The sequence below is a fragment of the Pseudarthrobacter sp. TE3704 genome, from assembly GCF_056279405.1.
Window position 1 is genome coordinate 210,681 of the sequence record NZ_JBWCCJ010000004.1, and the last position, 21,146, is coordinate 231,826.

Consider the following 21,146-nt stretch of genomic DNA (forward strand, 5'->3'; position numbering starts at 1 on the left):
CCACTATGGACAGCTCCGGAAGGCAGTTCCAGACTGGACGCATGGGAATCATCGTCGCGAACCTGTTCATCACGCTCGACGGCGTCTACCAGGCGCCCGGTGGCAGTGAAGAGGACACCGAGGGAGGTTTTGGCTTCGGCGGCTGGCAGGCCCCGGTGTCCGATGACGAGGCCGACGCAGCCATCGGAGCGGAGATCGGCCGCATCGACGCCCTGCTTCTGGGCCGGAAAACCTACGACATTTTCGCGTCGTACTGGCCACAGCAGTCCGACACTGTCGGCACCACGTTCAACCGGGTCCCCAAGTTCGTCGTTTCCAGCAGCCTGACCGCTCCGGGGTGGGCGGGCACCACTGTGCTGCCCGACGCCGCGGCCGCCGGCCGGCTTCGTGAGGAGTACGGCGAGGTGCACATGTTCGGCAGCGGCGTCCTCATCCGTGCACTGCTCAAAGAAAATGTGGTCGACCGCCTTCACCTTTGGCTCTATCCGCTCACCCTGGGGCAGGGCAAACGCCTCTTCGACGGCGGGACCATCCCCGCCTCCTTCCGCCTCGCCGAGCCGGCGCGCACCTTCCCCAAGGGATCGGTGTCGCTGGTCTACGAGCGCGCGGGCGACGTCAGGACGCAGGACATGCCGGCCACTCAGGGCGCGTAATGGCCAAGGTCATCGCAGCCATCAGCACGTCGGTTGACGGTTACATCACCGGCCCCGACGACGGTCCCAGGTACGGCCTGGGCAAGGGCGGAGAGCGCCTGCACTACTGGGTGATGGGCGGCCCCTGGACCTACGACGGCGGACATGACTTCGCGATGCAGGGCAACGATAAGGATTTCTATGACGAGCTGGAAGCGGGCTTGGGTGCCGGCATCGTCGGCCGGGGCATGTATGACGCCGCAGGGGCATGGGGAGGAACCAACCCGTTCGGCGGCCCGCTGTTCGTGCTCACCCACCGGGTACAGGACCAGCCGGCGGCGGCGTCCGGGTTCACTTTCGTGTCAGGGCTGGATGAAGCCCTGGCGCGGGCGATTGAGGCGGCAGGGGACAAAGACGTATCGATCGGCGGCGGCGCGGACGTGATCCGGCAGGCGCTTGCCGCCGGAAGGGTGGACGAACTGGTGCTCTCGACGGCACCGGTGATCCTCGGCGCCGGCAAGCGCCTGTTCGACGGCTTCAGCCACGACATCAACCTCGGCATCATCAAGACCGTCAGCTCGGCGTTCGCCACGCACGTGCGCTACGCAGTCAAGAAGTAAAGGAGACACAAAAACCGGCCCAGCAGATGCTGGACCGGTCTTTGTGCGGGTTACACAGAGGCTGCAGCTCAGTGGCTGTGGCCTGCGTGCTCGTCTTCCTCAGCGGGCTTTTCCACAACCAGGGTCTCGGTGGTGAGAACCAGGGCAGCGATGGAGGCTGCGTTGCGGAGGGCTGCACGGGTGACCTTGACGGGGTCGATGACGCCGGCAGCGATCAGGTCCTCGTACTCGCCCGACTTGGCGTTGAAGCCGTTGTTGGTTTCGAGTTCGGCAACCTTGGCGGTGATGACGTAGCCGTCGAAGCCTGCGTTCTGGGCGATCCAGCGCAGCGGCTGGACCAGCGCGCGGCGGACGATGCCCACTGCAGCGGCGGCGTCGCCTTCGAGTGCCTTGACGGCCGGGTCCTCGTCGAGGGCCTTCAGCGCGTGGATCAGGGCGGAACCGCCACCGGCCACGATGCCCTCTTCGAGGGCGGCGCGGGTGGAGGAAACAGCATCTTCGATGCGGTGCTTCTTTTCCTTCAGCTCAACCTCGGTGGCTGCGCCAACCTTGATGACACCGATGCCGCCGGCCAGCTTGGCCAGGCGCTCCTGGAGCTTTTCGCGGTCCCAGTCGGAGTCGGTGCGGGTCAGCTCGGCACGGAGCTGGGCAACGCGTGCAGCAACGTCCTCGGCAGCGCCGGCGCCGTCCACGATGGTGGTGTTGTCCTTGGTGACCGTGATGCGGCGGGCGGTACCCAGCACCTCAAGGCCAACGGAGTCCAGGCTCAGGCCCAGTTCCGGGGAAACAACCTGCGCACCGGTGAGGGTGGCGATGTCCTGCAGCATGGCCTTGCGGCGGTCGCCGAAGCCCGGAGCCTTGACGGCCACCACGTTGAGGGTGCCGCGGATGCGGTTGACGATCAGCGTGGACAGGGCCTCGCCGTCGACGTCCTCGGCGATGATGAACAGCGGCTTGGAGCTCTGCAGCGCCTTCTCCAGCAGCGGCAGGAATTCCTGGATCGAGGAGATCTTGCCCTGGTTGATCAGGATGAGGGCGTCCTCGAGGACTGCTTCCTGGCGTTCCGCGTCGGTGACGAAGTACGGGGACAGGTAGCCCTTGTCGAACTGCATGCCCTCGGTGAGGACCAGTTCGGTCTGCGTGGTGGAGGATTCCTCGATGGTGATCACACCATCCTTGCCCACCTTACCGAAGGCCTCGGCCAGGAGCTCGCCGATCTCATCGCTCTGCGCCGAGATGGCCGCAACGTTGGCAACCTGGGTGCCTTCAACGGGACGGGCATTCTCCAGCAGGCGTGCAGCGACGGCTTCGACGGAAACCTCGATGCCGCGCTTGATCTGGCCGGGAGCAGCGCCGGCAGCTACGTTGCGCAGGCCTTCCTTGACCAGCGCCTGGGCCAGGACCGTGGCGGTGGTGGTGCCGTCGCCGGCAACATCGTTGGTCTTGGTGGCTACTTCCTTGGCCAGCTGTGCGCCAAGGTTTTCGTACGGGTCGTCCAGCTCGACTTCGCGGGCGATGGTGACGCCGTCGTTCGTGATGGTGGGCGCGCCCCACTTCTTGTCCAGGACAACGTTGCGGCCGCGGGGGCCGAGCGTCACCTTGACGGTGTTGGCGAGCTTGTCGATGCCGGCTTCAAGAGACCGGCGGGCAGCGTCGTTAAACGCAAGCTGCTTTGCCATGGTTTTGTCCTTTCAAGACAGAACCCCGCGCAGCTGACCAGCAGAGAGCATGACCAGCGGCACGGGGATCCGGAGAGTTACTTTACGACGATCGCCAGGACGTCGCGGGCGGACAGCACGAGGTACTCGGTGCCGCCGGTCTTGACTTCGGTTCCGCCGTACTTGGAGTAGATGACGACGTCGCCGACGGCTACGTCGACAGGAACGCGGTTGCCATCCTCAAAGCGGCCGGGGCCAACTGCAACAACTTCGCCTTCCTGCGGCTTCTCCTGTGCGGAGTCCGGGATGACCAGGCCGGAAGCCGTGGTCTGCTCGGCTTCGAGCGGGCGGACAACAATACGATCCTCAAGAGGCTTAATAGAGACCGACACTCGGACCTCTCCTTTTCGTCAGCAAATTCGTGGACTGGAAAGCTTTCCGCCCTGGCTGGCAAACCGTCGTCGCGGTGCCGGCAGCAGCCTGGCTGGCAGCTCTTCATGTGTTAGCACCCTCCTAGGGAGAGTGCTAATGAAGACTCTATGTGCGGGTTAGCACTCGGTCAAGGCGAGTGCCAGCGTTTCGTCATCCGCGTACACGGCGGCGTGTACATTGAAGCGGTGCGAGCCGCTGTATACCTGATCCTTGCGAACCTGTTCTGGGCCGGAAACTTCGTGGTGGGCCAAGCCGCGATGCAGACCATGGAGCCGTTGCAGCTGACCTTCTGGCGTTGGGCCCTGGCCGCGGTGCCGCTGCTCCTGCTGGCGCAGGCCGTTGACCGGCCGGACTGGCGCGCCGTGCTGCGCCGCTGGCCGGTACTGCTGCTGCTGAGCGCTCTGGGCATGAGCGGCTACACCCTGCTGCTGTACAGCGCACTGCAGCACACGTCGGCCCTGAACGCTTCCCTGGTGACGGCGGCCAACCCCGCCTTGATCATGGTGCTGGCCGTGGTCCTGCTCAAGGACCGGCCGCGCCCGGCGAGCTGGCTGGGCATCGCGCTGGGCCTGGCCGGCGTGCTGATGGTTTTGACAGGCGGCGACGTGGCCCGCCTGCTGACCTTTTCCATCAACACCGGAGAGCTGCTGATTGTGGCAGCCATCACCGTCTGGGGTTTCTACACGATCGTCGCCAGGCGGCTTGCCCTCCCCGCCATTACCGCAACGGCCGTGCAGGTGGCAATGGCGGCCGTGGTCCTGGCACCCATCGCGGCAGCAACCGGGGCCGGACTGCCGTCCACTCCGGCCGAAGGCTGGTCCCTGGCGTTCATCGCCCTGTTCCCCTCGCTGGGCTCCTACCTGCTGTGGAACCTGGCACTCAAGCGGACCTCTGCGGCCAATGCCGGCAACTACCTGAACCTGATTGCCGTCTTCACCGCCATCATCACCGTGCTGCTGGGCCAGCCCATCACCACGGCGCAGGTGTTGGGCGGGCTCCTGGTGATATCAGGGGTCCTGCTGACCAGCGCCGGCCAGCGGCCTCAGCGTCCCAGGTCGTCGAAGTCCACGTCCTCGCCGCCGTCGGAATCCCGCATCCCCTGATTCCTGCCGCGGTAGAGCACCACGGCCGCAACGGCGGCAGCGAGCAGGGACGCCACCAGGAACACGATGCTTCCCGCCCGTGCACCGGCATACAACCCGCGGATGTCGCTGGCTTCCTGGGTGTCGTCCTGAATGTCGTTGCCCCCCACGGAATAGACGGTGGCGTTGAAGGTATCCAGGAAGAAAATGATCACCAGCAGCGCGATGCACACCACTGCCACCAGAGAAGCCCCAATGAGGGCGGGACGGGCATACCTGGCGGGGCCCCGGTCCGTGGGTTGCTGTTCTCCGGACTGCTGGGGGCCTGCGCTGTCTTCCATGCTTTCAACACTATCGGCATAGCGCCGGGCCCTCCTCCACTAGGCTGGAACCCATGCCCCACGCTCCCCAGGACCAGATCGCACCGCTGCTCACCCCGGAAGGCTGGGAGCTGCTGGCGTCCCTGGGTCCCTACCAGGAGGACTCCTCCTTCGAGCTCAATTCGGCCCTCCGGAAGGCCGGCCACTCCCCAGACCTGGTCTCCGCCGTCCTGACCCAGTCCAGGCTCCGCACCAAGGCCGAAGCAAAATTTGGGGAGTTTTCCCGGCAGATGCTCTTCACACAGGCAGGCCTGGAACAGGCCACCCGCCTGAACGTGGCGGCCCGGCATGCGCAGCGGTTCGCCGGCGCGGGGGTCAGCCATGTGGCGGACCTGGGCTGCGGGCTGGGTGCTGATTCGCTCGCCCTGGCGTCCCTTGACGTGACCGTCACCGCCGTCGAAATGGATGAGACCACGGCCGCCTGCGCCACCGTGAACCTCATCCCGTTCCCGAACGCCACGGTGGTCCATGCGGACGCCACCGCGGTTCCGCTGGACGGCATCGACGGCGTCTGGCTGGACCCCGCCCGCCGGGTCACCTCCACGTCAGGCACCAAGCGCATCTGGGATCCTGAAGCCTTTTCGCCTCCGCTGTCCTTCGTCGAAGCCCTGGCCGCGTCCGGCAAGGCCGTGGGGGTGAAGATGGGGCCCGGCATGCCGCATGACTCCGTCCCGCACAACTGCGAGGCACAGTGGGTCTCGGTGGCCGGCGACGTCACCGAGGTGGCATTGTGGTTCAACGCCGTGCGGCGGCCCGGAGTCCGCCGCGCAGCCCTGGTGCTTGGGCCCAGCGGCGCCGCCGAGCTGACCAGCGGCGAGGACTTCGGGGCCGGGCCGGAAGCACCGGTGGGTCCCGTGGAAGGCTACCTGTACGAACCCGACGGCGCGGTCATCCGCGCAGGGCTCGTGGCCGACGTCGCGCTTGAGCTCGGTGGCCACCTGGTGGATGAGCACATCGCCTACATCTGCGCCCCCGCCCTTGTGGACACCCCGTTCGCGCGGGCATACGAGGTGCTGGACGTGATGCCGTACAACGTCAAGGCGCTCAAGGCGTGGGTGAAGGCCGAAGGCATCACGGTGCTGGACATCAAGAAACGCGGCACCGCCGTCACTCCCGAGGAACTCCGGAAGCAGCTCCTGCCCGGCGGGAAAAACCCTGCGAAAAAGGGTGGCACCAAAACCGCCACCCTGGTCCTCACCCGCATCGGGGAAGACAGAGTGGCCATCGTGGTGGGACCCGTTACTGCGGTTTAAGGCCGTTACTGCGCCCGCATGAACTCCTCGGCCGCGCGCACCTGCTCAGGGCTTGGCCGCACTCCGGTGTACAGGACGAACTGTTCCAGCGCCTGGATGGTGGCCACCTCCGCACCGGTGATCACCGGCTTTCCGGCGGCGCGGGCGGCCCGGATCAGCGGGGTTTCGGCGGGCAGTGCCACCACGTCGAAAACGAGCCGCGCGGCGTCAATGGCCTCGGCCGGGAAGGACAGCGCGTCCGCTTCCGTCCCGCCGGCCATCCCCACGGGGGTGACGTTGATGATCACGTCCGCCGTGCCGCCGTCGAGCGCTGCACGCCACTGGAACCCGTACTGCCCGGCAAGCGCCCGCCCTGTCGCTTCGTTCCGCGCGATCACCGTGACGTCGGTGAACCCGGCATCCCGCAGCGCCGCCACGGTGGCCTTGGCCATGCCGCCCGCACCCTGGACCAGGACCGAGTAGCCGGTAGGCACCGAGTTGGTGGCGAGCAGCTGTTCGATGGCGGTGTAGTCCGTGTTGTACGCCTTGAGGTGGCCGTCGGTGTTGACGATGGTGTTCACGGAATCGATGGCCTTGGCGGAGGGGTCCATCTCATCCACCAGCGCGATGACGTCTTCCTTGTAGGGCATGGAGATGGCGCACCCGCGGATGCCCAGCCCGCGGACTCCGGCGATGGCCTGCTCCAGGTTGGTGGGGGCAAACGCCTTGTAGATCCAGTTGAGCTCCAGCTGTTCGTACAGGTGGTTGTGGAACCTGGTCCCGTTGTTGCTGGGACGGGCCGAGAGCGAGATGCAGAGGGTCATGTCTTTATTCAGAATGGGCACCCGACCATTAAACCCGCACTCCCCCAACTGGGTAGCGCCAACTGCCGTTTTGAGCCGCCTAAACGACAGTTGACGCTACCCAGTTGGGTTAGGGGCAGCCGGTTCCGGCGGGGACGCTTCCGACGGCGGCGGGCAGCTTTCCGGGTGCCGTCGCCTTGCCTGCCAGCACGGCCGCGAGCGCGTCGAAGGCAGCGTCGGTGCGGCCGTACAGCGCCAGTCTGACCGGCGCCGGCGAACCCTGCAGCGTCCAGGGGGCGTCCAGGGCCACCTCGATGTCCCCTCCGGCGGGTCGCCCGCCGTGGCCGATCAGGTTCACCAGCGGCCCTGAACCAAGGGCGAGACCAGCGCGGGCGGCGGCCGCCTCGAACCGTTCCCGGTCTCCGGGCCCGCCGCCGGCCACCCGGACCGCTCCGGGAACCAGGGGCCCGGCGCACGGCCCGGACACAACGGTGACGGCGGAGGCCGAGACCCGGGCGGACACGGCTGCGCTGCTGCCTGCAGGGATGCCTGCCGCGGAACCCCGCCTGCCCTGCCAGACCATCATGGTGGCCACCCGCAGGGCGGCTTCGTCCAGCCTTTCCGGGGACAGGTTCCCGGACTTGACCGCTCCAACGATGGCCGCGTGCGCCTGGCCCACGTCGGCGGGCATCAGCAGCAGGTCCGCGCCCGCCCGGAGCGCCATGACGGCAGCAGATCCGCTCGGGTACTGCTTGGCCACGGCGCCCATGTTCAGCGCGTCCGTCACCGCCACGCCCTTGAACCCCAGGCCGCGCAAAGCGGCATACGTGGGGGCAGAGAGCGACGCCGGGACGCCGGGTTCCAGCGCAGGAACGGCAATGTGCCCTGTCATCACCATGGGTGTCCCGGCGGCGATGGCGGCCTGAAACGGTTTCCAGTCCCTGCCGCGGAGTTCCTCGATGCCGGCCAGCTGCACCGGCAGGCTGAGATGGGAGTCTGCGGTCACCGAACCGTGGCCCGGGAAGTGCTTAACGGTCGGGAGGACTCCTGCGGCGAGCATGCCCTGGGAGAACGCCACCCCGTGCACAGCAACGGCGGCGGGATCCGCGGACATGGCCCGCGCCCCGATGGTGGGGTCCTTGGGCCCCATGGTGACGTCCGTGTCCGGTGCGAAGTCGGTATTGAAGCCCAGCGGCACCAGTTCGCCGGCCAGGCCCTGCCCCGCCTCCCGGGTGAGGGCCTCATTGCCGGCCGCGCCGTAGCTCATCGGGGCGGGCCACTCCGTCAACGGCGTGCCCAGGCGCGCCACACTGCCGCCTTCCTGGTCCACCGCGATCATGCCGGGCCAGGGGTCGCCGTCCGCAACGGTGGCCTGCGCCAGCCGCTGGTTGATGGCGGCCATGCCGGCAGCGTCCACCCTCCCGTGCGGGTCCCGGGGAACGTTATCGCCCATGATGATGGATCCCGCGAGGTGCAGCCGCTCCATGGTGGCCGCGTGGGCCTCCACGTCCTTGCCCGTGAAAAACGGCAGCAGGACCTGCCCTGCTTTTTCCTCGGGTGTCATGCCGGCCACGGCCGCCGCGGCGGCATCCTGGTCCCGCTGGAGCGGGCCCCAGCCCAGGGGCCGGGAACCCGGATCGGGTGAGGGGGACGCAGTGGTGGGGGACGGCGTCGTACGCGGTGTTGGGGTGGGCGACGCGGACGGTGAAGGTGCCGCGGTGGCCGCGGGCGACGACGGCCCTGGCGCGGGCGCGGGGGTGCAGGCGGCGAGTGCCAGGGCGGATACTGCCGCGAGGAGGGGGAAGGTTTTGTGGGTACTGTCACGCAGTTGTTGGAACGGGACCATCAATACGATGCTACCCCTGCACTAGACTTGAACCACCCGTTCGCCTGCCGGCAGCAGCCCGTGAGCGGCGTCAGCCAGCGGCAAACCGGACAGTAAGGAAACGCGTGAAGATTGACTTCGCTTCATCGAGGCAGTCAACCCTTGGTGTTGAATGGGAGCTCGCGCTGGTGGACGGCAGCACCGGCGAGCTCGCCTCTGTGGCCAACGAAGTGCTCCGCGGCGTGGCCTCCCGCCATCCGGAATTGAACGAGGACGACGAACACCCCCACATCAAGCAGGAACTGCTGCTGAACACGGTGGAGCTGGTCACGGGTATCTGTGAAACGGCCGCCGAAGCCAAGGAGGACCTGAGCCGGTCCCTGGCCGCCGTCCGGGAGATCACGGACCCGATGGGCGTGGAACTCTTCTGTGCGGGCAGCCACCCGTTCAGCCCGCCGCAGCTGCAGCCGGTGACGGACAAGGCCCGCTACGCGAAGCTGATCGACCGTACCCAGTGGTGGGGCCGGCAGATGGTGATTTACGGCGTGCACGTGCACGTGGGGCTGGACCGGCGGGAGAAGGCCCTCCCGGTACTCGACGGGCTGGTCAACTACTTCCCGCACTTCCAGGCGCTCTCCGCGTCCAGCCCGTTCTGGGGCGGCGAGGACACCGGCTACGCGTCCCAGCGCGCCCTGATGTTCCAGCAGCTGCCCACGGCCGGCCTGCCGTTCCAGTTCCAGTCCTGGGCTGAATACGAGTCCTACGTCCAGGACATGTTCACCACCGGCGTGATCGACACCCTCTCCGAGATCCGCTGGGACATCCGGCCGGTCCCGAACCTGGGCACCATCGAAATGCGCATCTGCGACGGCCTGGCCACGCTGGAGGAGGTGGGCGCCATCGCCGCGCTCACCCAGTGCCTCGTGGACGAATTCTCCACCACCCTGGACAACGGCGGCACCATCCCCACCATGCCGCCCTGGCACATCCAGGAGAACAAGTGGCGGGCCGCCCGCTACGGCATGGACGCCATCATCATCCTCGACGCCGCGGGCAAGGAACAGCTGGTGACGGACCACCTGCTGGAGACCCTGAACCGGCTGGAGCCTGTGGCGGCCAAGCTTGGGTGCGCGGACGAACTCGCGGACGTGGAGAAGATCATCAGCCGCGGCGCCGGCTACCAGCGCCAGCGGAAGGTGGCCGCCGAGCACGGCGGGGACCTCCAGGCCGTGGTGCTGGACCTCGTCAAGCAGATGCGGAACGGCCCCACCGCCTGACCTCCCCCGCCGTAACGGGGCACTTCGGCACGGACACGCCGGCCGCCGTCGTGATTCACGACGGCGGCGCCCCCAAAGTGCCCCGCGACGGTTCGCCGGGCCTGCAGGCTTCAGGCGGGAAGCGACACCGAGGTGACCGGCATGGAGGAGTCCGGCGCGAAGCTGATTCCACTCGGTTCCACTCCGGCCATCACCAGCTGCGCGCCGAGCGCGGCCACCATGGCGCCGTTGTCCGTGCACAGGTCCAGGGGCGGCACGTGGAGCCGGATGCCCGCCGAGGCGCAGCGCTGGCCGGTCAGTTCACGCAGTCGCGAGTTTGCCGCAACGCCGCCGCCCAGCAGGACGTCCTTGATGCCGTGCTCCCGGCAGGCCAGGACGGCCTTGGAGGAGATGATGTCCACCACGGCTTCCTGGAATGCGGCGGCGATGTCGGCCACCGGGATGTCCTCGCCCCGTGCCTCGAACTGCTCCACGCAACGGGCCACGGCGGTCTTCAGCCCGCTGAAGGACCAGTCGTAGCGGTGCTTGCCCGGCTCCTCCGCCGTGCCCATGTACTTGGGCTGGCTGAGGCCCCGGGGGAAGCGGATGGACTTGGGGTTGCCGGTGCGGGCCACCTTGTCGATGGCCGGTCCGCCGGGATAGCCCAGGCCCAGGATGCGGGCCACCTTGTCGTAGGCCTCCCCCGCGGCGTCGTCGATGGTGGAGCCCAGCAGCACAACGTCGTCGGTGATGCTGTTGATCCTGAGGATTTCGGTGTGTCCGCCGGATACCAGCAGGGCGCCCAGGTTTTCGGGCAGCTGCGGGGCCTCGTTGCCGTTACTTTCCAGGAGCCCCACGCCCACATGCGCCACCAGGTGGTTGATGGCGTACAGCGGCTTCCCGGTGGCCACCGCCAGTGCTTTCGCGGCGCAGACCCCCACCATCAGTGCGCCTGCGAGTCCGGGGCCGGAGGTGACGGCGATGGCGTCCACCTCGTCCAGGCTGACGCTGGCGTCGGACAGCGCCTGCTCCAGCGTTGGCACGAACGCGTCCAGGTGGGCCCTCGAGGCGATCTCCGGGATGACGCCGCCGAAGCGGACGTGCTCGTCCATGGATGAGGACACGGTGTTGGTCAGGAGCGTGGTGCCGCGGACGATGCCTACGCCGGTCTCGTCGCAGGATGATTCAATGCCCAGGACCAGTGGCTGGGAACGGTTCATGGCTGGCCTCCTTCACGTGTTTCCTCGTCGCCGGTGAGCTGGAGCCTCATGATCAGGGCATCGACGCCGTCGCGGTAGTACCGGGGGCGGACGTGGATCTGCTCGAACCCGAAGCGCAGGTAGAGCCGTTGCGCCCGCGGGTTGTCCGCGCGGACTTCGAGGAGGAGGTCTGCGGCGTACCGGCGGCGGGCTTCATTGATGAGGGCGGACAGCAGCGTGCTGCCGATCCCCCGGCCCTCGTAGTCAGGGACGACGGCGATCGTCTGGACGTCCGCGATGGGTTCGATGCACATCAGGCCGGCGTACCCCACGATGCCGTCGGCGCTTTCGGCCACGAGGTAGCGCCGCGTGTCCGGCTGTGCCAGCTCATCCAGGAACATCTGCAGGGGCCAGGCGTCGATGGGGAACAGTTTTTGCTCAAGGACGCTGACGGCGGTTACGTCGTTGAGGGTCATGTCCCGCACGGTGATTCCATCCATGCGCGGATCCGGTGCGGTGCTCACAGTGCCCTCTTCCTCGGTCCGGGCACCTGCGCATCGGATTCACGCAGGTACAGCGGCGTGGAATCCAGGAGGCCGTTGCCGGATGCCAGCCGGGCCAGCGCGAACTGGCCCAGATAGAGCGCGTCCGGCTGCTCCTGGGCGAATTCGGGATCTGCGCGCAACGTGTCGGCGTAGAGCCCGGCGCCGGCCCCAAAGGCTGGAAGGTCCGGCAAGTCCGCCGCGAAGCCGACGTGGGGACCGTCCTCGAGCCGGGGCAGCTTCCCCTCGGCCAGGCTGTAGCGGGCCCAGTAGACCTCCTTGCGCCGCGCGTCGGTCACCACCAGGAATTCGGGGACGGCGGCGGTGGACTCAGCCACTTCCAGGGCCACGGCGTCCAGGCTCATCAGGCCGTGCAGGGGCTTGCCCCAGACAAAGGACAGGGTGCGGGCCGTTGCAATTCCGGACCGCAAGCCGGTGAACGGGCCGGGCCCCACGCCCACCACCAGGGCGTCGATGTCCTGTCCGGTGACGCCGGCGTCCGCAAGCATGTCCGCGATGCCGGGTGCCAGCACTTCGGCATGGCTGCGGGTGTCCTCAGTAGAGAAGCTCGCAACCACGCCTTCCAGCGCATCATCCGAAACCAGCGCTGCGCTGGCAACGGCGGAGGTGTCAATAGCGAGGATCAGCATCAGTTTTTCCCTTCCGGGGCGCCGGGTTCCGGGGTTTCCGGGTCCGGGGTTCCCAGTTCCGGGGCGGCCGGCCATCGCGGACCGTACCCGCGCATCACGATGGTGCGGGGCTCGTCGGTGTCGTCAGTATCAAAGTCCAGGGTGCCGGCTCCGTTGCCGGAGGACGTGCCGGCACCGAGGTCACCCGGAGCAGAGTCGCCCAGGCCAGCGTCGCCCTGAGCAGTGGCGTTGAGTCCGATGGCACGGTGCAAGTCGATTTCGAGCCGGCTGTCGCTCAGGTGCTCCACCCGGTCATGTCCCCACTCGACCACCGTCACCGATGAGTCCATGGTGTTTTCCAGGTCGATGTCGTCGATCTCTGCGGCTGAGCCGAGGCGGTAGGCGTCCACGTGCACCAGGTCGGGGCCGCCGGGGCGCGGACCGTCCGGCAGGTTGGGATGGATGCGGACCAGGACGAACGTGGGCGAGATGACTCCGGCACGGACGCCGAGCCCCTCCCCCAGCCCCTGGGTGAAGGTGGTTTTCCCGGCACCCAGCTCGCCGGACAGCACCAGCAGGTCCCCGGCCCCAAGCACCCCGGCGAGGGCGGCGCCAAACGCGTGGGTCTGGTCCGCCGTCGTCGCCGTGAAGGTCTTTTCCCAGTTGGGCACGGCCGGCGGTTGGAAGGCGTTCACGCGGCACCCTCCGTGTGGAGGGCGGCGGACGCGTCCTGTTCGTTGACGAAGCGGCGCGGGACGCGGGGACTGATGCGGGTGACGATTTCGTAGTTGATGGTCCCGGCGGCGCGCGCCCAGTCATCGGCAGTGGGGCCGCCGTCGTCCCCGTTCCCGAACAGCTCGGCCTCGGCACCCAGCAGACCGGTGCCGGCCGGACCGGCGTCGCCAAGGTCGATCACCATCTGGTCCATGGCGATCCGGCCCACCACGGGGTATGTCCTGCCGGCCACCCGGACGGGGCCGCCGGTTGCAACGCGCGGCACGCCGTCGGCGTAGCCCATGGGGATGAGGGCAAGTGTGCTGCGCCCGCTGGTGTGGTAGCGGAGGCCGTAGGACACGCCCTGCCCGTCCGGCACCTCCTTGCACTGGGACACCAGGGTCCGGAGCGTCATGGCGGGGCGGAGCCCGAGTTCCGCGGAGGTCTGGCCGTCGAAGGGCGAGAGCCCGTAGATGCCCAGGCCTGCCCGGACCAGGTCGAAGTGGGTGTCCGGCCGGGAGAGCGTGGCAGGCGTATTGGCCAGGTGCCGGACCTCCGGGTCCACACCCGCGTCCTCGGCAACAGCCAGGGCTTCGCGGAACGCCGCCAGCTGCTGGTCGGTTTCGGGCCGCTCCGGCTCATCTGCGACGGCCAGGTGCGAGAAGATGCCCACCACGCGCAGCAGCCCCTGGTCCTGGTACTCCATGGCTTCGCCCACCAGGTGGTCCCAGGTATCGAGGGTGGCGCCGTTGCGTCCCAGACCGGTGTCCACTTTCAGGTGGATGCGGGCGGGGCGCTCCTGGTCCCGGGCTGCCGCCACGATACGTTCGAGTTCCCACCCTGAGCAGCCGATGTCGACGCCGGCGGCCACCGCGGCGCCGAAGTTGCTGTCCACGGTGTGCAGCCAGGCGAGCAGCGGCGCCTCGATGCCGGCGGCCCGCAATGCAAGGGCTTCGGAAATGTGCGCAACGCCCAGCCAGGAGGCACCGGCCTCAATTGCTGCCCGCGCCACGGGAACGGCGCCGTGCCCGTAAGCGTCGGCCTTGACGACGGCCATGACTTTCGCCGGGGACGCGGCAGCAGCGAGCCGGCGGACGTTGTGCCGGATGGCCTCAAGGTCGATCACGGCGGACCGCTCGTAGCGGGGTTCCTGTCCGGGGGCAGCGCTGAATTCACCGGTTGTTGCGGGGTAAGTCACCTTAGTGATTCTAGTGCGGGCACTTGTTGCCGAATAATCACGGCCGGGCGGGCTGGTTTCCGGAACAGGCGGTTAGGCGTCCGAGAGATGCGCGATGGTGGCAGCGGCCCTGCGCTGCGCTGCCAGCGGGACGTCCTGGATGATTTCCGCGAGGAACCCGAAGCGCCGCAGCCACTGGCTCATCTGCCGTTCGGGCCGGGCGTTGGCGCGTTTCCACCAGTCGGCGATGTCCCCCCAGCCGGGTGCAGCAAGCGACCCGCCCACCTCCTGCACGGCCAGCGAGGCGCACAGGTTGGCGAAGCGGAGCCGGTTGCCCAGCGGCCAGCCGGCCAGGCTGCCCACGATGAACGCGGCGTCGAAGCAGTCACCGGCTCCGGTGGGATCGAAAGCCTTCACGGGAAGGGACGGCACCCACTCCTCCTCCCCCGTCTCGGAATCCACCGCCATGGCACCCTGAGGGCCGAGCGTCACCACTGCCACCGGGACCCGGTCCGCCAGCGCGTACAGCGCGCTCCACGCATCATCTTTACCGGTAAAAGCCATGGCCTCGCGCTGGTTGGGCAGGAACGCGTGGAAGTACTGCAGGTTCTCCAGCCGGACCGGCGCCCATTCCCCTGTGGGGTCCCAGCCGACGTCGCCGAACAGCTTCACCCCTGCCCGGTGCGCCGCCTTCGCCCAGGGCTCCACCTCAACCCCCACCTCCGCAATGCCGGCGAGCGCGGGAGGAGGGATGCCGATCAGTTCCGAGGACGTCACCGGAGCGGCGTGCCCGTGGGTCACCATGGACCGGTCCTTCTCCACGCAGAGCGAGACGGTTACCGGCGAGTGCCAGCCGGGGACGCGCCGGGACAGGCTGAGGTCCACGTGTTCCTGGCTGGAAAGGATTTTCCAGTTGAAGTCGCCGTAGCCGTCGTCGCCAAACGCGGCGGCCAGGCCCGTCCGGAGTCCCAGGCGGGCGGCGGCGATTGCCTGGTTGGCCACGCCGCCGGGGCAGCTGCCCATGCCGTCGCTCCAGATTTCGGTGCCGGGCTCCGGGCTGTGGGGAAGGCCGGTGAAAATGATGTCCTGGAACACCGTTCCGGCCAGGAGGAGGTCAAACCCGGGTTCGGAGGGCGAGCGGACGCCGGCCAGGGGGTCGAAAGGCCGGGCTGGGATCGCTTCCATGTCCGGCACGATACGCCCTGCCGCTGACATCCGATAGTGGACGCCCTGCTTTGCCTTAGGGACAAGCCAATCCGGGCCTAGACTGCTGGTTATGCGGCTTCTGATTGCCGGCGGCGGGGGTTTCCGGGTGCCGCTCATCTACCGGGCACTGGTCTCGGGCCGCTTTGCCGGCCTCGCCGCCGAACTGGTGCTGTACGACGTCGACCCCGCCCGCCTTGAGGCCGTCACCGCCGTGCTGCGGAGCATGCCCGCCGGACCGGGTGCGCCTCTTCCGGTCCGCGCCACCACCAGCCTTCCGGACGCCCTCGCAGGAACGCAGATGGTGTTCGCGGCCATCCGCCCCGGCGGCACCGCCGGCCGGGTAGCGGATGAACGGGTGGCCCAGGACCTCGGTCTGCTGGGGCAGGAAACCACCGGGGCCGGGGGCATCTCCTACGCGCTGCGGACTATCCCACGCATGCTGGAGCTTGCCCGGCTGATGAAGGAACACTGTCCCGAGGCATGGCTGATCAACTTCACCAATCCGGCCGGCATGGTCACCGAGGCGCTGCTTCCCGTGCTGGGCCGCCGGGCCATCGGCATCTGCGACTCGGCGGGCAGCCTGGTGTACCGCGCCGCGCATGCGGCCGGGGTGGCGCTGCCTGAGGGACGGCTCGACGGCGTGGGCTACTACGGGCTGAACCATCTCGGCTGGCTCTACCGGCTGGAGTCCGCCGGGCGGGACGTGCTTCCGGATCTGCTCGCCGACCCCCGCGCCCTGCAGTCCTTCGAGGAAGGCAGGCTGTTCCCGCAGCCCTTCCTGGCGAGCCTTGGCGCGCTGCCCAACGAGTACCTGTATTACTACTACCGGGCCGGGGAAGCGCGGCAGGCAATGCAGGCGATGGCCAGCACGCGCGGGGAGACCATCCACAGCCAGCAGCAGGAGCTGTATCCGCGGCTGGCCGCTGCCGGTGGGGAGGCGTTCCGTCTCTGGGAGGAGGCACGGCAGTCCCGGGAGGAAGGCTACCTGGCCGAGGCCCGGGCCGACGGCGAACACCGGGACGAGGACGATCTGGCTGGCGGCGGCTATGAACGCGTCGCGCTGGCCGCAATGAGCGCGCTCTCCGGAGGAGGCACCACCCAGCTGATCCTCAACACCCGAAACTCCCTGCCCGAGGCAGCCGAGCCCGCCGCGGCTGAAGCAGCCGAGCCCCGGGCCGCCATCCCGGGACTGCCGGCGGACGCCGTCGTCGAACTTCCCTGCACGGTAACCCCCGACGGCGCGCTGCCGCTGCCCCAGCAGGCGCCGCCCGAACCGCAGCGTGAGCTGCTTAGCCGTGTCAAGGACGTCGAACAGCTCACGGTCCGGGCCGCGACGGAGGGCAACCGGGATGCCACGCTGCAGGCCTTCGCCCGCCACCCCCTCGTCGATTCGGCGGACCTGGCCGGAAAGCTCCTGGCTGGTTACGAGCACGCCTTCCCTGCCCTGCGGGAGCTGTGGGCAGGGCCTGGACTTAACACACATCGGCCGGCGTGAGGGGAGGGAGTAGTGTTTTATCGAATGCGCACTGAACCGGCACCCACTCGCGCCGGCGGCCGGAAGGAGGTCCCGTGGCATTGATCCGCAGGGTCGCTTTGCTCTCCCTCCACACCTCCCCCATGGAGCAGCCCGGGTCCGGCGACGCGGGCGGGATGAACGTCTACATCCGGGAACTGGCGTCCGCCCTGGCCGAAGCGGGCGTCGAGGTGGAGATCTTCACCCGCGCCACCTCGGCCGGCCAGCCCGCCGTCGAACATCCCGATCCCGGGGTCTGCGTGCACAACGTCCTGGCCGGCCCGCCGAAAAAGATTCCCAAGGAAGAACTTCCCGGCCTGCTGCACAGCATGGTGGCCGAGATTGAACAGATCCGCCGCCGGCAGCCGCACGGCCGGTACGACGTCATCCATTCGCACTATTGGGTGTCGGGGATCGCCGGCCTGGAGCTCTCGGAACTGTGGGGCGTCCCGCTGGTGCACACCATGCACACCATGGCGAAGGTCAAGAACCTGCTGCTGGAGTCCGGCGAGCAGCCCGAGCCGCGGCGGCGCGAGCTCGGGGAGCACCGCATCGTGGACGGCGCGGAGCGGCTGATCGCGAACACCAGCTCGGAGGCGGCGGAGCTGGTGTCGCACTACGGAGCCACGTACGACCGCATTGATATCGCCCCGCCGGGTGTGGACCTCAGTACGTTCACGCCGGCATTCCGGACCCGGTCACGGGCCGAGCGCGGCATCGCGCCGGGCACATTCCACCTGCTGTTCGCAGGGCGCATCCAGCGGCTGAAAGGTCCCCAGATCCTGGTCAAGGCCGCCGCCCTGCTCCGGCGCCGGCGGCCGGACATCGATCTCCGGCTCACCATTCTGGGGTCGCTGAGCGGGAACAAGGAGTTCAACCTGCGGCGGCTGGTTGCCGAGGCGGAAATGGACGACGTCGTCACGCAGCTTCCGCCGGTGAAGGCGCCGGAGCTGGCGGCCTGGTTCCGCGCGGCTGACGTTGTGGTGATGCCTTCCTTCAGCGAATCCTTCGGACTCGTGGCCCTTGAGGCCCAGGCCTGCGGCACCCCCGTGGTGGCCACCCGCGTGGGCGGACTGTCCCGGGCCATCTTCCACGGCCGGACCGGGCTGCTGGTGGACGGGCATCACGCCGCCGACTGGGCCGACGCACTCGAAGCCCTGTACGACGATCCCGCCACCCGCGAGGACATGGGGCGCGCCGCGGCCATCCGTGCCCAGAACTCCGGCTGGGCCCGCACCGCCGCCATCACGCTCGAAAGCTACCATGCCGCCGTCGACCGCCACGTTGGGCCCCGGCTCGTCCCGGCCGTACCCGCATCCTGATTTTCTCTTGCGGGTGCTGGTGCTGTTGGGCTGTTAGCTTAGGGGCAGGTGCTCCGGCAGGTTCGTGGCGCCAGCCGCTCCAGGAAAGGACAACGATGTCTGATTTCCCAACCGACCTCGAGATCGCCCGCGCAGCCCGTATCCGGCCCATCGGGGAGGTCGCTGCCGCTGCCGGGATCAATGCCGACGCCGTTGAACAGTACGGGCGGTTCAAAGCGAAGATCGATCCCGCGCGGCTGGACGCCCCGCCTCCCGCCGGGAAGGTAGTGCTGGTCTCGGCCATGTCCCCCACCCCGGCAGGTGAAGGAAAATCCACCACCACCGTTGGCCTTGCCGACTCGCTTGCCCGGGCCGGGCACCGGGTGATGATCGCGCTCCGGGAACCCTCACTGGGGCCGGTCCTGGGCATGAAGGGCGGCGCCACCGGAGGCGGCTACTCGCAGGTGTTGCCCATGGACGAGATCAACCTGCACTTCACCGGCGACTTCCATGCGATCACGTCAGCGAACAATGCGCTGATGGCCCTGGTGGACAACCACATCTACCAGGGCAACCAGCTGAATATCGATCCCCGGCGCATGACGTTCAAGCGCGTCCTGGACATGAACGACAGGACCCTGCGCGAGGTGGTCATCGGCCTTGGCGGGCCCACCCAGGGAGTCCCCCGGCAGGACGGTTTCGACATCACAGTCGCATCCGAAATCATGGCGGTGTTCTGCCTTGCCACGGATCTTGCCGATCTCCGGGAACGGCTGGGACGGATCACTTTCGGGTACACGTTTGACCGCTCTCCCGTCACCGTGGCTGACCTTGGCGTCCAGGGTGCCCTGGCACTGCTGTTGAAGGAGGCCATCAAGCCCAACCTGGTGCAGACCATCGCAGGCACGCCGGCGCTGGTCCACGGCGGTCCGTTTGCCAACATTGCCCACGGCTGCAACTCCCTGATCGCCACGCAGACGGCGCGCCGGCTGGCGGACATCGTGGTGACCGAAGCCGGGTTCGGCGCTGATCTGGGTGCTGAAAAGTTCATGGACATCAAGGCCCGTGTTGGCGGTCTGGCACCGTCCGCCGTCGTGGTGGTGGCCACGGTGCGGGCCCTGAAGATGCAGGGCGGGGTGGCCAAGGACCAGCTGACCCGGCCGGACTTGGCGGCCCTTGAGTCGGGAGTGGCGAACCTGCGCCGGCACGTGCGGAACGTGGAGAAGTTCGGCGTCACCCCTGTCGTGGCCATCAACCGGTTCTCCTCCGATACGCAGGAGGAGCTCGACTGGCTCCTGTCGTGGTGTGCCGCCGAAGGGGTTCCTGCCGCTGTTGCGGACGTCTGGGGGCGCGGCGGCGGCGGTGACGGTGGGGACGAGCTGGCCGCGTTGGTTGCACAGGTGCTGTCCCGGCCCAACAGTTTCCGGCACCTTTATTCGCTGGAACTGTCTGTGGAGGACAAGATCCGGACCATCGTGCAGGAGATCTACGGGGCGGACGGGGTGGATTTTTCGGTGCCGGCGCTGAAGCGACTGGCCGATATCGAGCGGAACGGCTGGGGCGGCATGCCGGTGTGCATGGCCAAAACTCAGTACTCCTTCACCGACGACGCCTCCCGGCTGGGCGCCCCCAAGGGCTTCACCATCCACGTGCGGGACCTGCTGCCCAAGACGGGCGCCGGATTTATCGTCGCGCTGACCGGTGCCGTGATGACCATGCCCGGCCTCCCCGCCGTCCCGGCCGCCCTGCACATGGACGTGGACGACGCCGGCAACCCCGTAGGCCTCACCTAACCCCCGCCCCCAAACCCTCTCTCACCTTTCGCAGGTTTCCCCACGACCCTCTCTCACCTTTCGCACCTTTTCCCATGACGCTCTCTCACCTTTGGCAGGTTTTTTTACGACCCTCTCTCACCTTCTTTAGCGGGCTAACGCCCTGTGGATAACTTCTGCAGTCCCACCCCAATTTGGGTAACAATCGCAGGATGCATATGCGTGATGCTCTACCTTCGCCTATGGCTACAGCGCCCTTCACAATCGGTGCAGCACGGGCCTCGGGGGTCCCCGGTTCCAGGCTTCGCAGAGCCGACGTCGTTCATGTGAGCCGGGAACTCTACCGGCCGTCGGACTGGAGCTTTGAGCTAGAGGCCGCTGCACGTGCGTTGTCCCAGGCATCGCCTGGAGCCTGGATTTCGCACGTCACTGCAGCCCGACTTCGCTGCCAACTGCTGCCCCCTTGGCTGTCGGATTCAACCGAACTGCACCTGAGCAAGCCCAGGGAGTTGCCCTCGGTACGGCGTAAGGGCGTGATCGGCCATACGGTCATCGCCAGGGATGAAGACATTGAATCGCTCGATGGCATCCGAATCAGTACGCGATCACGGACTTGGCTCGACATGTCGAGGCGCCTGTCCCTCATCGACCTGGTGTGCATGGGCGACGAGATCATCCGCATCCCAAGAACCGAATTTGAGGGCAGATCACAACCGTTTGACACAATGGACGGGCTCCGTGCTTTAGTAGCGCGGCACCCCAACCTGCAGGGCGTCGTCCGCGCCCGGGAAGCCCTTGAGCTGATGCGGGTCGGGGCCGACTCCGCACCCGAAACTATGCTCCGCCTGGCAATGGCGGACGCAAACCTGCCGGAACCAGACCTTCAGATTGACCTCTGGCCGCAGAATGCCATATCTCCGACAGCCGACCTCGGCTACCGTCACCGTCGCCTGGCGCTCCAGTACGACGGCGACCATCACCTCTTGATCGCCCAGTCCATGAGCGACAGACGGCGGGACAAGGCCTTCGAACTGGCTGGCTGGACGGTCCTGGTGCTCAACAAGGAGGACTTGGCAGACGGCTTCGAACTGGCCATCAACAAGATTAGGCGCCACCTGCGTACCGGGTGGACCGATCATCCGCATGCATCCGGTTTTGCCGGCATCAAGTGAA

20 protein-coding genes are annotated in these 21,146 nt (G+C 67.8%); 9 read left to right on the forward strand and 11 right to left on the reverse strand.

The genetic code is table 11. From position 1 onward, the window contains the following. Positions 1-41: 41 nt before the first annotated feature. Positions 42-653: a dihydrofolate reductase family protein gene (locus ACZ9BC_RS12045; protein WP_476246143.1), complete on the forward strand. Its 612-nt coding sequence runs from the start codon at positions 42-44 to the stop codon at positions 651-653. Further along, complete coding sequence (locus ACZ9BC_RS12050; RefSeq protein ID WP_476246144.1) at positions 653-1,252, forward strand: dihydrofolate reductase family protein; 600 nt, start codon at positions 653-655, stop codon at positions 1,250-1,252. Before ACZ9BC_RS12045 ends, ACZ9BC_RS12050 begins: the two co-directional genes overlap by 1 nt. 68 nt (positions 1,253-1,320) lie before the next feature. On the opposite strand, the gene groL is transcribed toward ACZ9BC_RS12050, so the two are convergent. Together groL and groES are read right to left on the reverse strand one after the other, a co-directional pair. Beyond that, positions 1,321-2,931 carry a chaperonin GroEL gene (gene groL, locus ACZ9BC_RS12055; RefSeq protein WP_476246145.1) on the reverse strand — a complete coding sequence of 537 codons (1,611 nt, stop codon included), beginning with the start codon at positions 2,929-2,931 and terminating at the stop codon, positions 1,321-1,323. A gap of 77 nt (positions 2,932-3,008) precedes the next feature. Beyond that, positions 3,009-3,302: a co-chaperone GroES gene (groES, locus tag ACZ9BC_RS12060; protein WP_003805290.1), complete on the reverse strand. Its 294-nt coding sequence runs from the start codon at positions 3,300-3,302 to the stop codon at positions 3,009-3,011. 225 nt (positions 3,303-3,527) lie between these two features. Here groES and ACZ9BC_RS12065 point away from each other — a divergent pair, with 225 nt between their 5' ends. After that, entirely contained in the window at positions 3,528-4,445 is a 918-nt protein-coding gene (locus ACZ9BC_RS12065) for a DMT family transporter (RefSeq protein WP_476246146.1), read from the forward strand. Here the strand turns inward: ACZ9BC_RS12065 and ACZ9BC_RS12070 are convergent. Further along, positions 4,385-4,765: a hypothetical protein gene (locus ACZ9BC_RS12070; RefSeq protein WP_476246147.1), complete on the reverse strand. Its 381-nt coding sequence runs from the start codon at positions 4,763-4,765 to the stop codon at positions 4,385-4,387. The genes ACZ9BC_RS12065 and ACZ9BC_RS12070 overlap by 61 nt on opposite strands. 53 nt (positions 4,766-4,818) lie before the next feature. On the opposite strand from ACZ9BC_RS12070, the gene ACZ9BC_RS12075 reads away from it, so the two are divergent. Then, on the forward strand, positions 4,819-6,057 hold the full coding sequence (locus ACZ9BC_RS12075; protein ID WP_476246148.1) for a THUMP-like domain-containing protein: 1,239 nt from the start codon (positions 4,819-4,821) through the stop codon (positions 6,055-6,057). A 5-nt stretch (positions 6,058-6,062) separates the two neighbouring features. On the opposite strand, the gene ACZ9BC_RS12080 is transcribed toward ACZ9BC_RS12075, so the two are convergent. Next, positions 6,063-6,881, reverse strand: coding sequence for a shikimate 5-dehydrogenase (locus tag ACZ9BC_RS12080; RefSeq protein ID WP_476246149.1), 819 nt, complete (start codon positions 6,879-6,881; stop codon positions 6,063-6,065). An 88-nt stretch (positions 6,882-6,969) separates the two neighbouring features. Beyond that, on the reverse strand, positions 6,970-8,403 hold the full coding sequence (locus ACZ9BC_RS12085) for a glycoside hydrolase family 3 protein (RefSeq protein WP_476246487.1): 1,434 nt from the start codon (positions 8,401-8,403) through the stop codon (positions 6,970-6,972). A 386-nt stretch (positions 8,404-8,789) separates the two neighbouring features. Between ACZ9BC_RS12085 and ACZ9BC_RS12090 the strand changes: the two genes are divergently transcribed. Next, entirely contained in the window at positions 8,790-9,941 is a 1,152-nt protein-coding gene (locus ACZ9BC_RS12090) for a glutamate--cysteine ligase (RefSeq protein WP_476246150.1), read from the forward strand. Positions 9,942-10,051: 110 nt separating this feature from the next. Here ACZ9BC_RS12090 and tsaD read toward each other — a convergent pair whose 3' ends face one another. The 6 genes from tsaD to ACZ9BC_RS12120 all read right to left on the reverse strand — a co-directional run bounded on the left by tsaD (position 10,052) and on the right by ACZ9BC_RS12120 (position 15,366). Beyond that, positions 10,052-11,140: a tRNA (adenosine(37)-N6)-threonylcarbamoyltransferase complex transferase subunit TsaD gene (tsaD, locus tag ACZ9BC_RS12095; protein ID WP_476246151.1), complete on the reverse strand. Its 1,089-nt coding sequence runs from the start codon at positions 11,138-11,140 to the stop codon at positions 10,052-10,054. After that, a complete protein-coding gene (gene rimI / locus ACZ9BC_RS12100; RefSeq protein ID WP_476246488.1) occupies positions 11,137-11,619 on the reverse strand; it encodes a ribosomal protein S18-alanine N-acetyltransferase in 483 nt (160 codons plus the stop codon). The genes tsaD and rimI overlap by 4 nt, the downstream gene beginning before the upstream one ends. 20 nt (positions 11,620-11,639) lie before the next feature. Next, on the reverse strand, positions 11,640-12,311 hold the full coding sequence (tsaB, locus tag ACZ9BC_RS12105; RefSeq protein ID WP_476246152.1) for a tRNA (adenosine(37)-N6)-threonylcarbamoyltransferase complex dimerization subunit type 1 TsaB: 672 nt from the start codon (positions 12,309-12,311) through the stop codon (positions 11,640-11,642). After that, positions 12,311-12,985, reverse strand: coding sequence for a tRNA (adenosine(37)-N6)-threonylcarbamoyltransferase complex ATPase subunit type 1 TsaE (tsaE, locus tag ACZ9BC_RS12110; protein WP_476246153.1), 675 nt, complete (start codon positions 12,983-12,985; stop codon positions 12,311-12,313). Before tsaE ends, tsaB begins: the two co-directional genes overlap by 1 nt. Further along, the gene (gene alr, locus ACZ9BC_RS12115) at positions 12,982-14,202 is read right to left on the reverse strand and encodes an alanine racemase (RefSeq protein WP_476246154.1); all 1,221 of its coding nucleotides are present in this window, start codon (positions 14,200-14,202) and stop codon (positions 12,982-12,984) included. Before alr ends, tsaE begins: the two co-directional genes overlap by 4 nt. A 72-nt stretch (positions 14,203-14,274) precedes the next feature. Beyond that, complete coding sequence (locus tag ACZ9BC_RS12120; protein ID WP_476246155.1) at positions 14,275-15,366, reverse strand: carbohydrate kinase family protein; 1,092 nt, start codon at positions 15,364-15,366, stop codon at positions 14,275-14,277. Between the two features lie 91 nt (positions 15,367-15,457). Here ACZ9BC_RS12120 and ACZ9BC_RS12125 point away from each other — a divergent pair, with 91 nt between their 5' ends. The 4 genes from ACZ9BC_RS12125 to ACZ9BC_RS12140 all read left to right on the forward strand — a co-directional run bounded on the left by ACZ9BC_RS12125 (position 15,458) and on the right by ACZ9BC_RS12140 (position 21,145). Beyond that, positions 15,458-16,882 carry a family 4 glycosyl hydrolase gene (locus tag ACZ9BC_RS12125; protein WP_476246156.1) on the forward strand — a complete coding sequence of 475 codons (1,425 nt, stop codon included), beginning with the start codon at positions 15,458-15,460 and terminating at the stop codon, positions 16,880-16,882. A gap of 74 nt (positions 16,883-16,956) precedes the next feature. Continuing rightward, entirely contained in the window at positions 16,957-18,222 is a 1,266-nt protein-coding gene (mshA, locus tag ACZ9BC_RS12130) for a D-inositol-3-phosphate glycosyltransferase (protein ID WP_115525194.1), read from the forward strand. A 95-nt stretch (positions 18,223-18,317) separates the two neighbouring features. Beyond that, entirely contained in the window at positions 18,318-19,994 is a 1,677-nt protein-coding gene (locus tag ACZ9BC_RS12135) for a formate--tetrahydrofolate ligase (protein ID WP_476246157.1), read from the forward strand. 512 nt (positions 19,995-20,506) lie between these two features. Then, positions 20,507-21,145 carry an endonuclease domain-containing protein gene (locus ACZ9BC_RS12140; protein ID WP_476246158.1) on the forward strand — a complete coding sequence of 213 codons (639 nt, stop codon included), beginning with the start codon at positions 20,507-20,509 and terminating at the stop codon, positions 21,143-21,145. The last annotated feature ends 1 nt before the right edge of the window (position 21,146 follow it).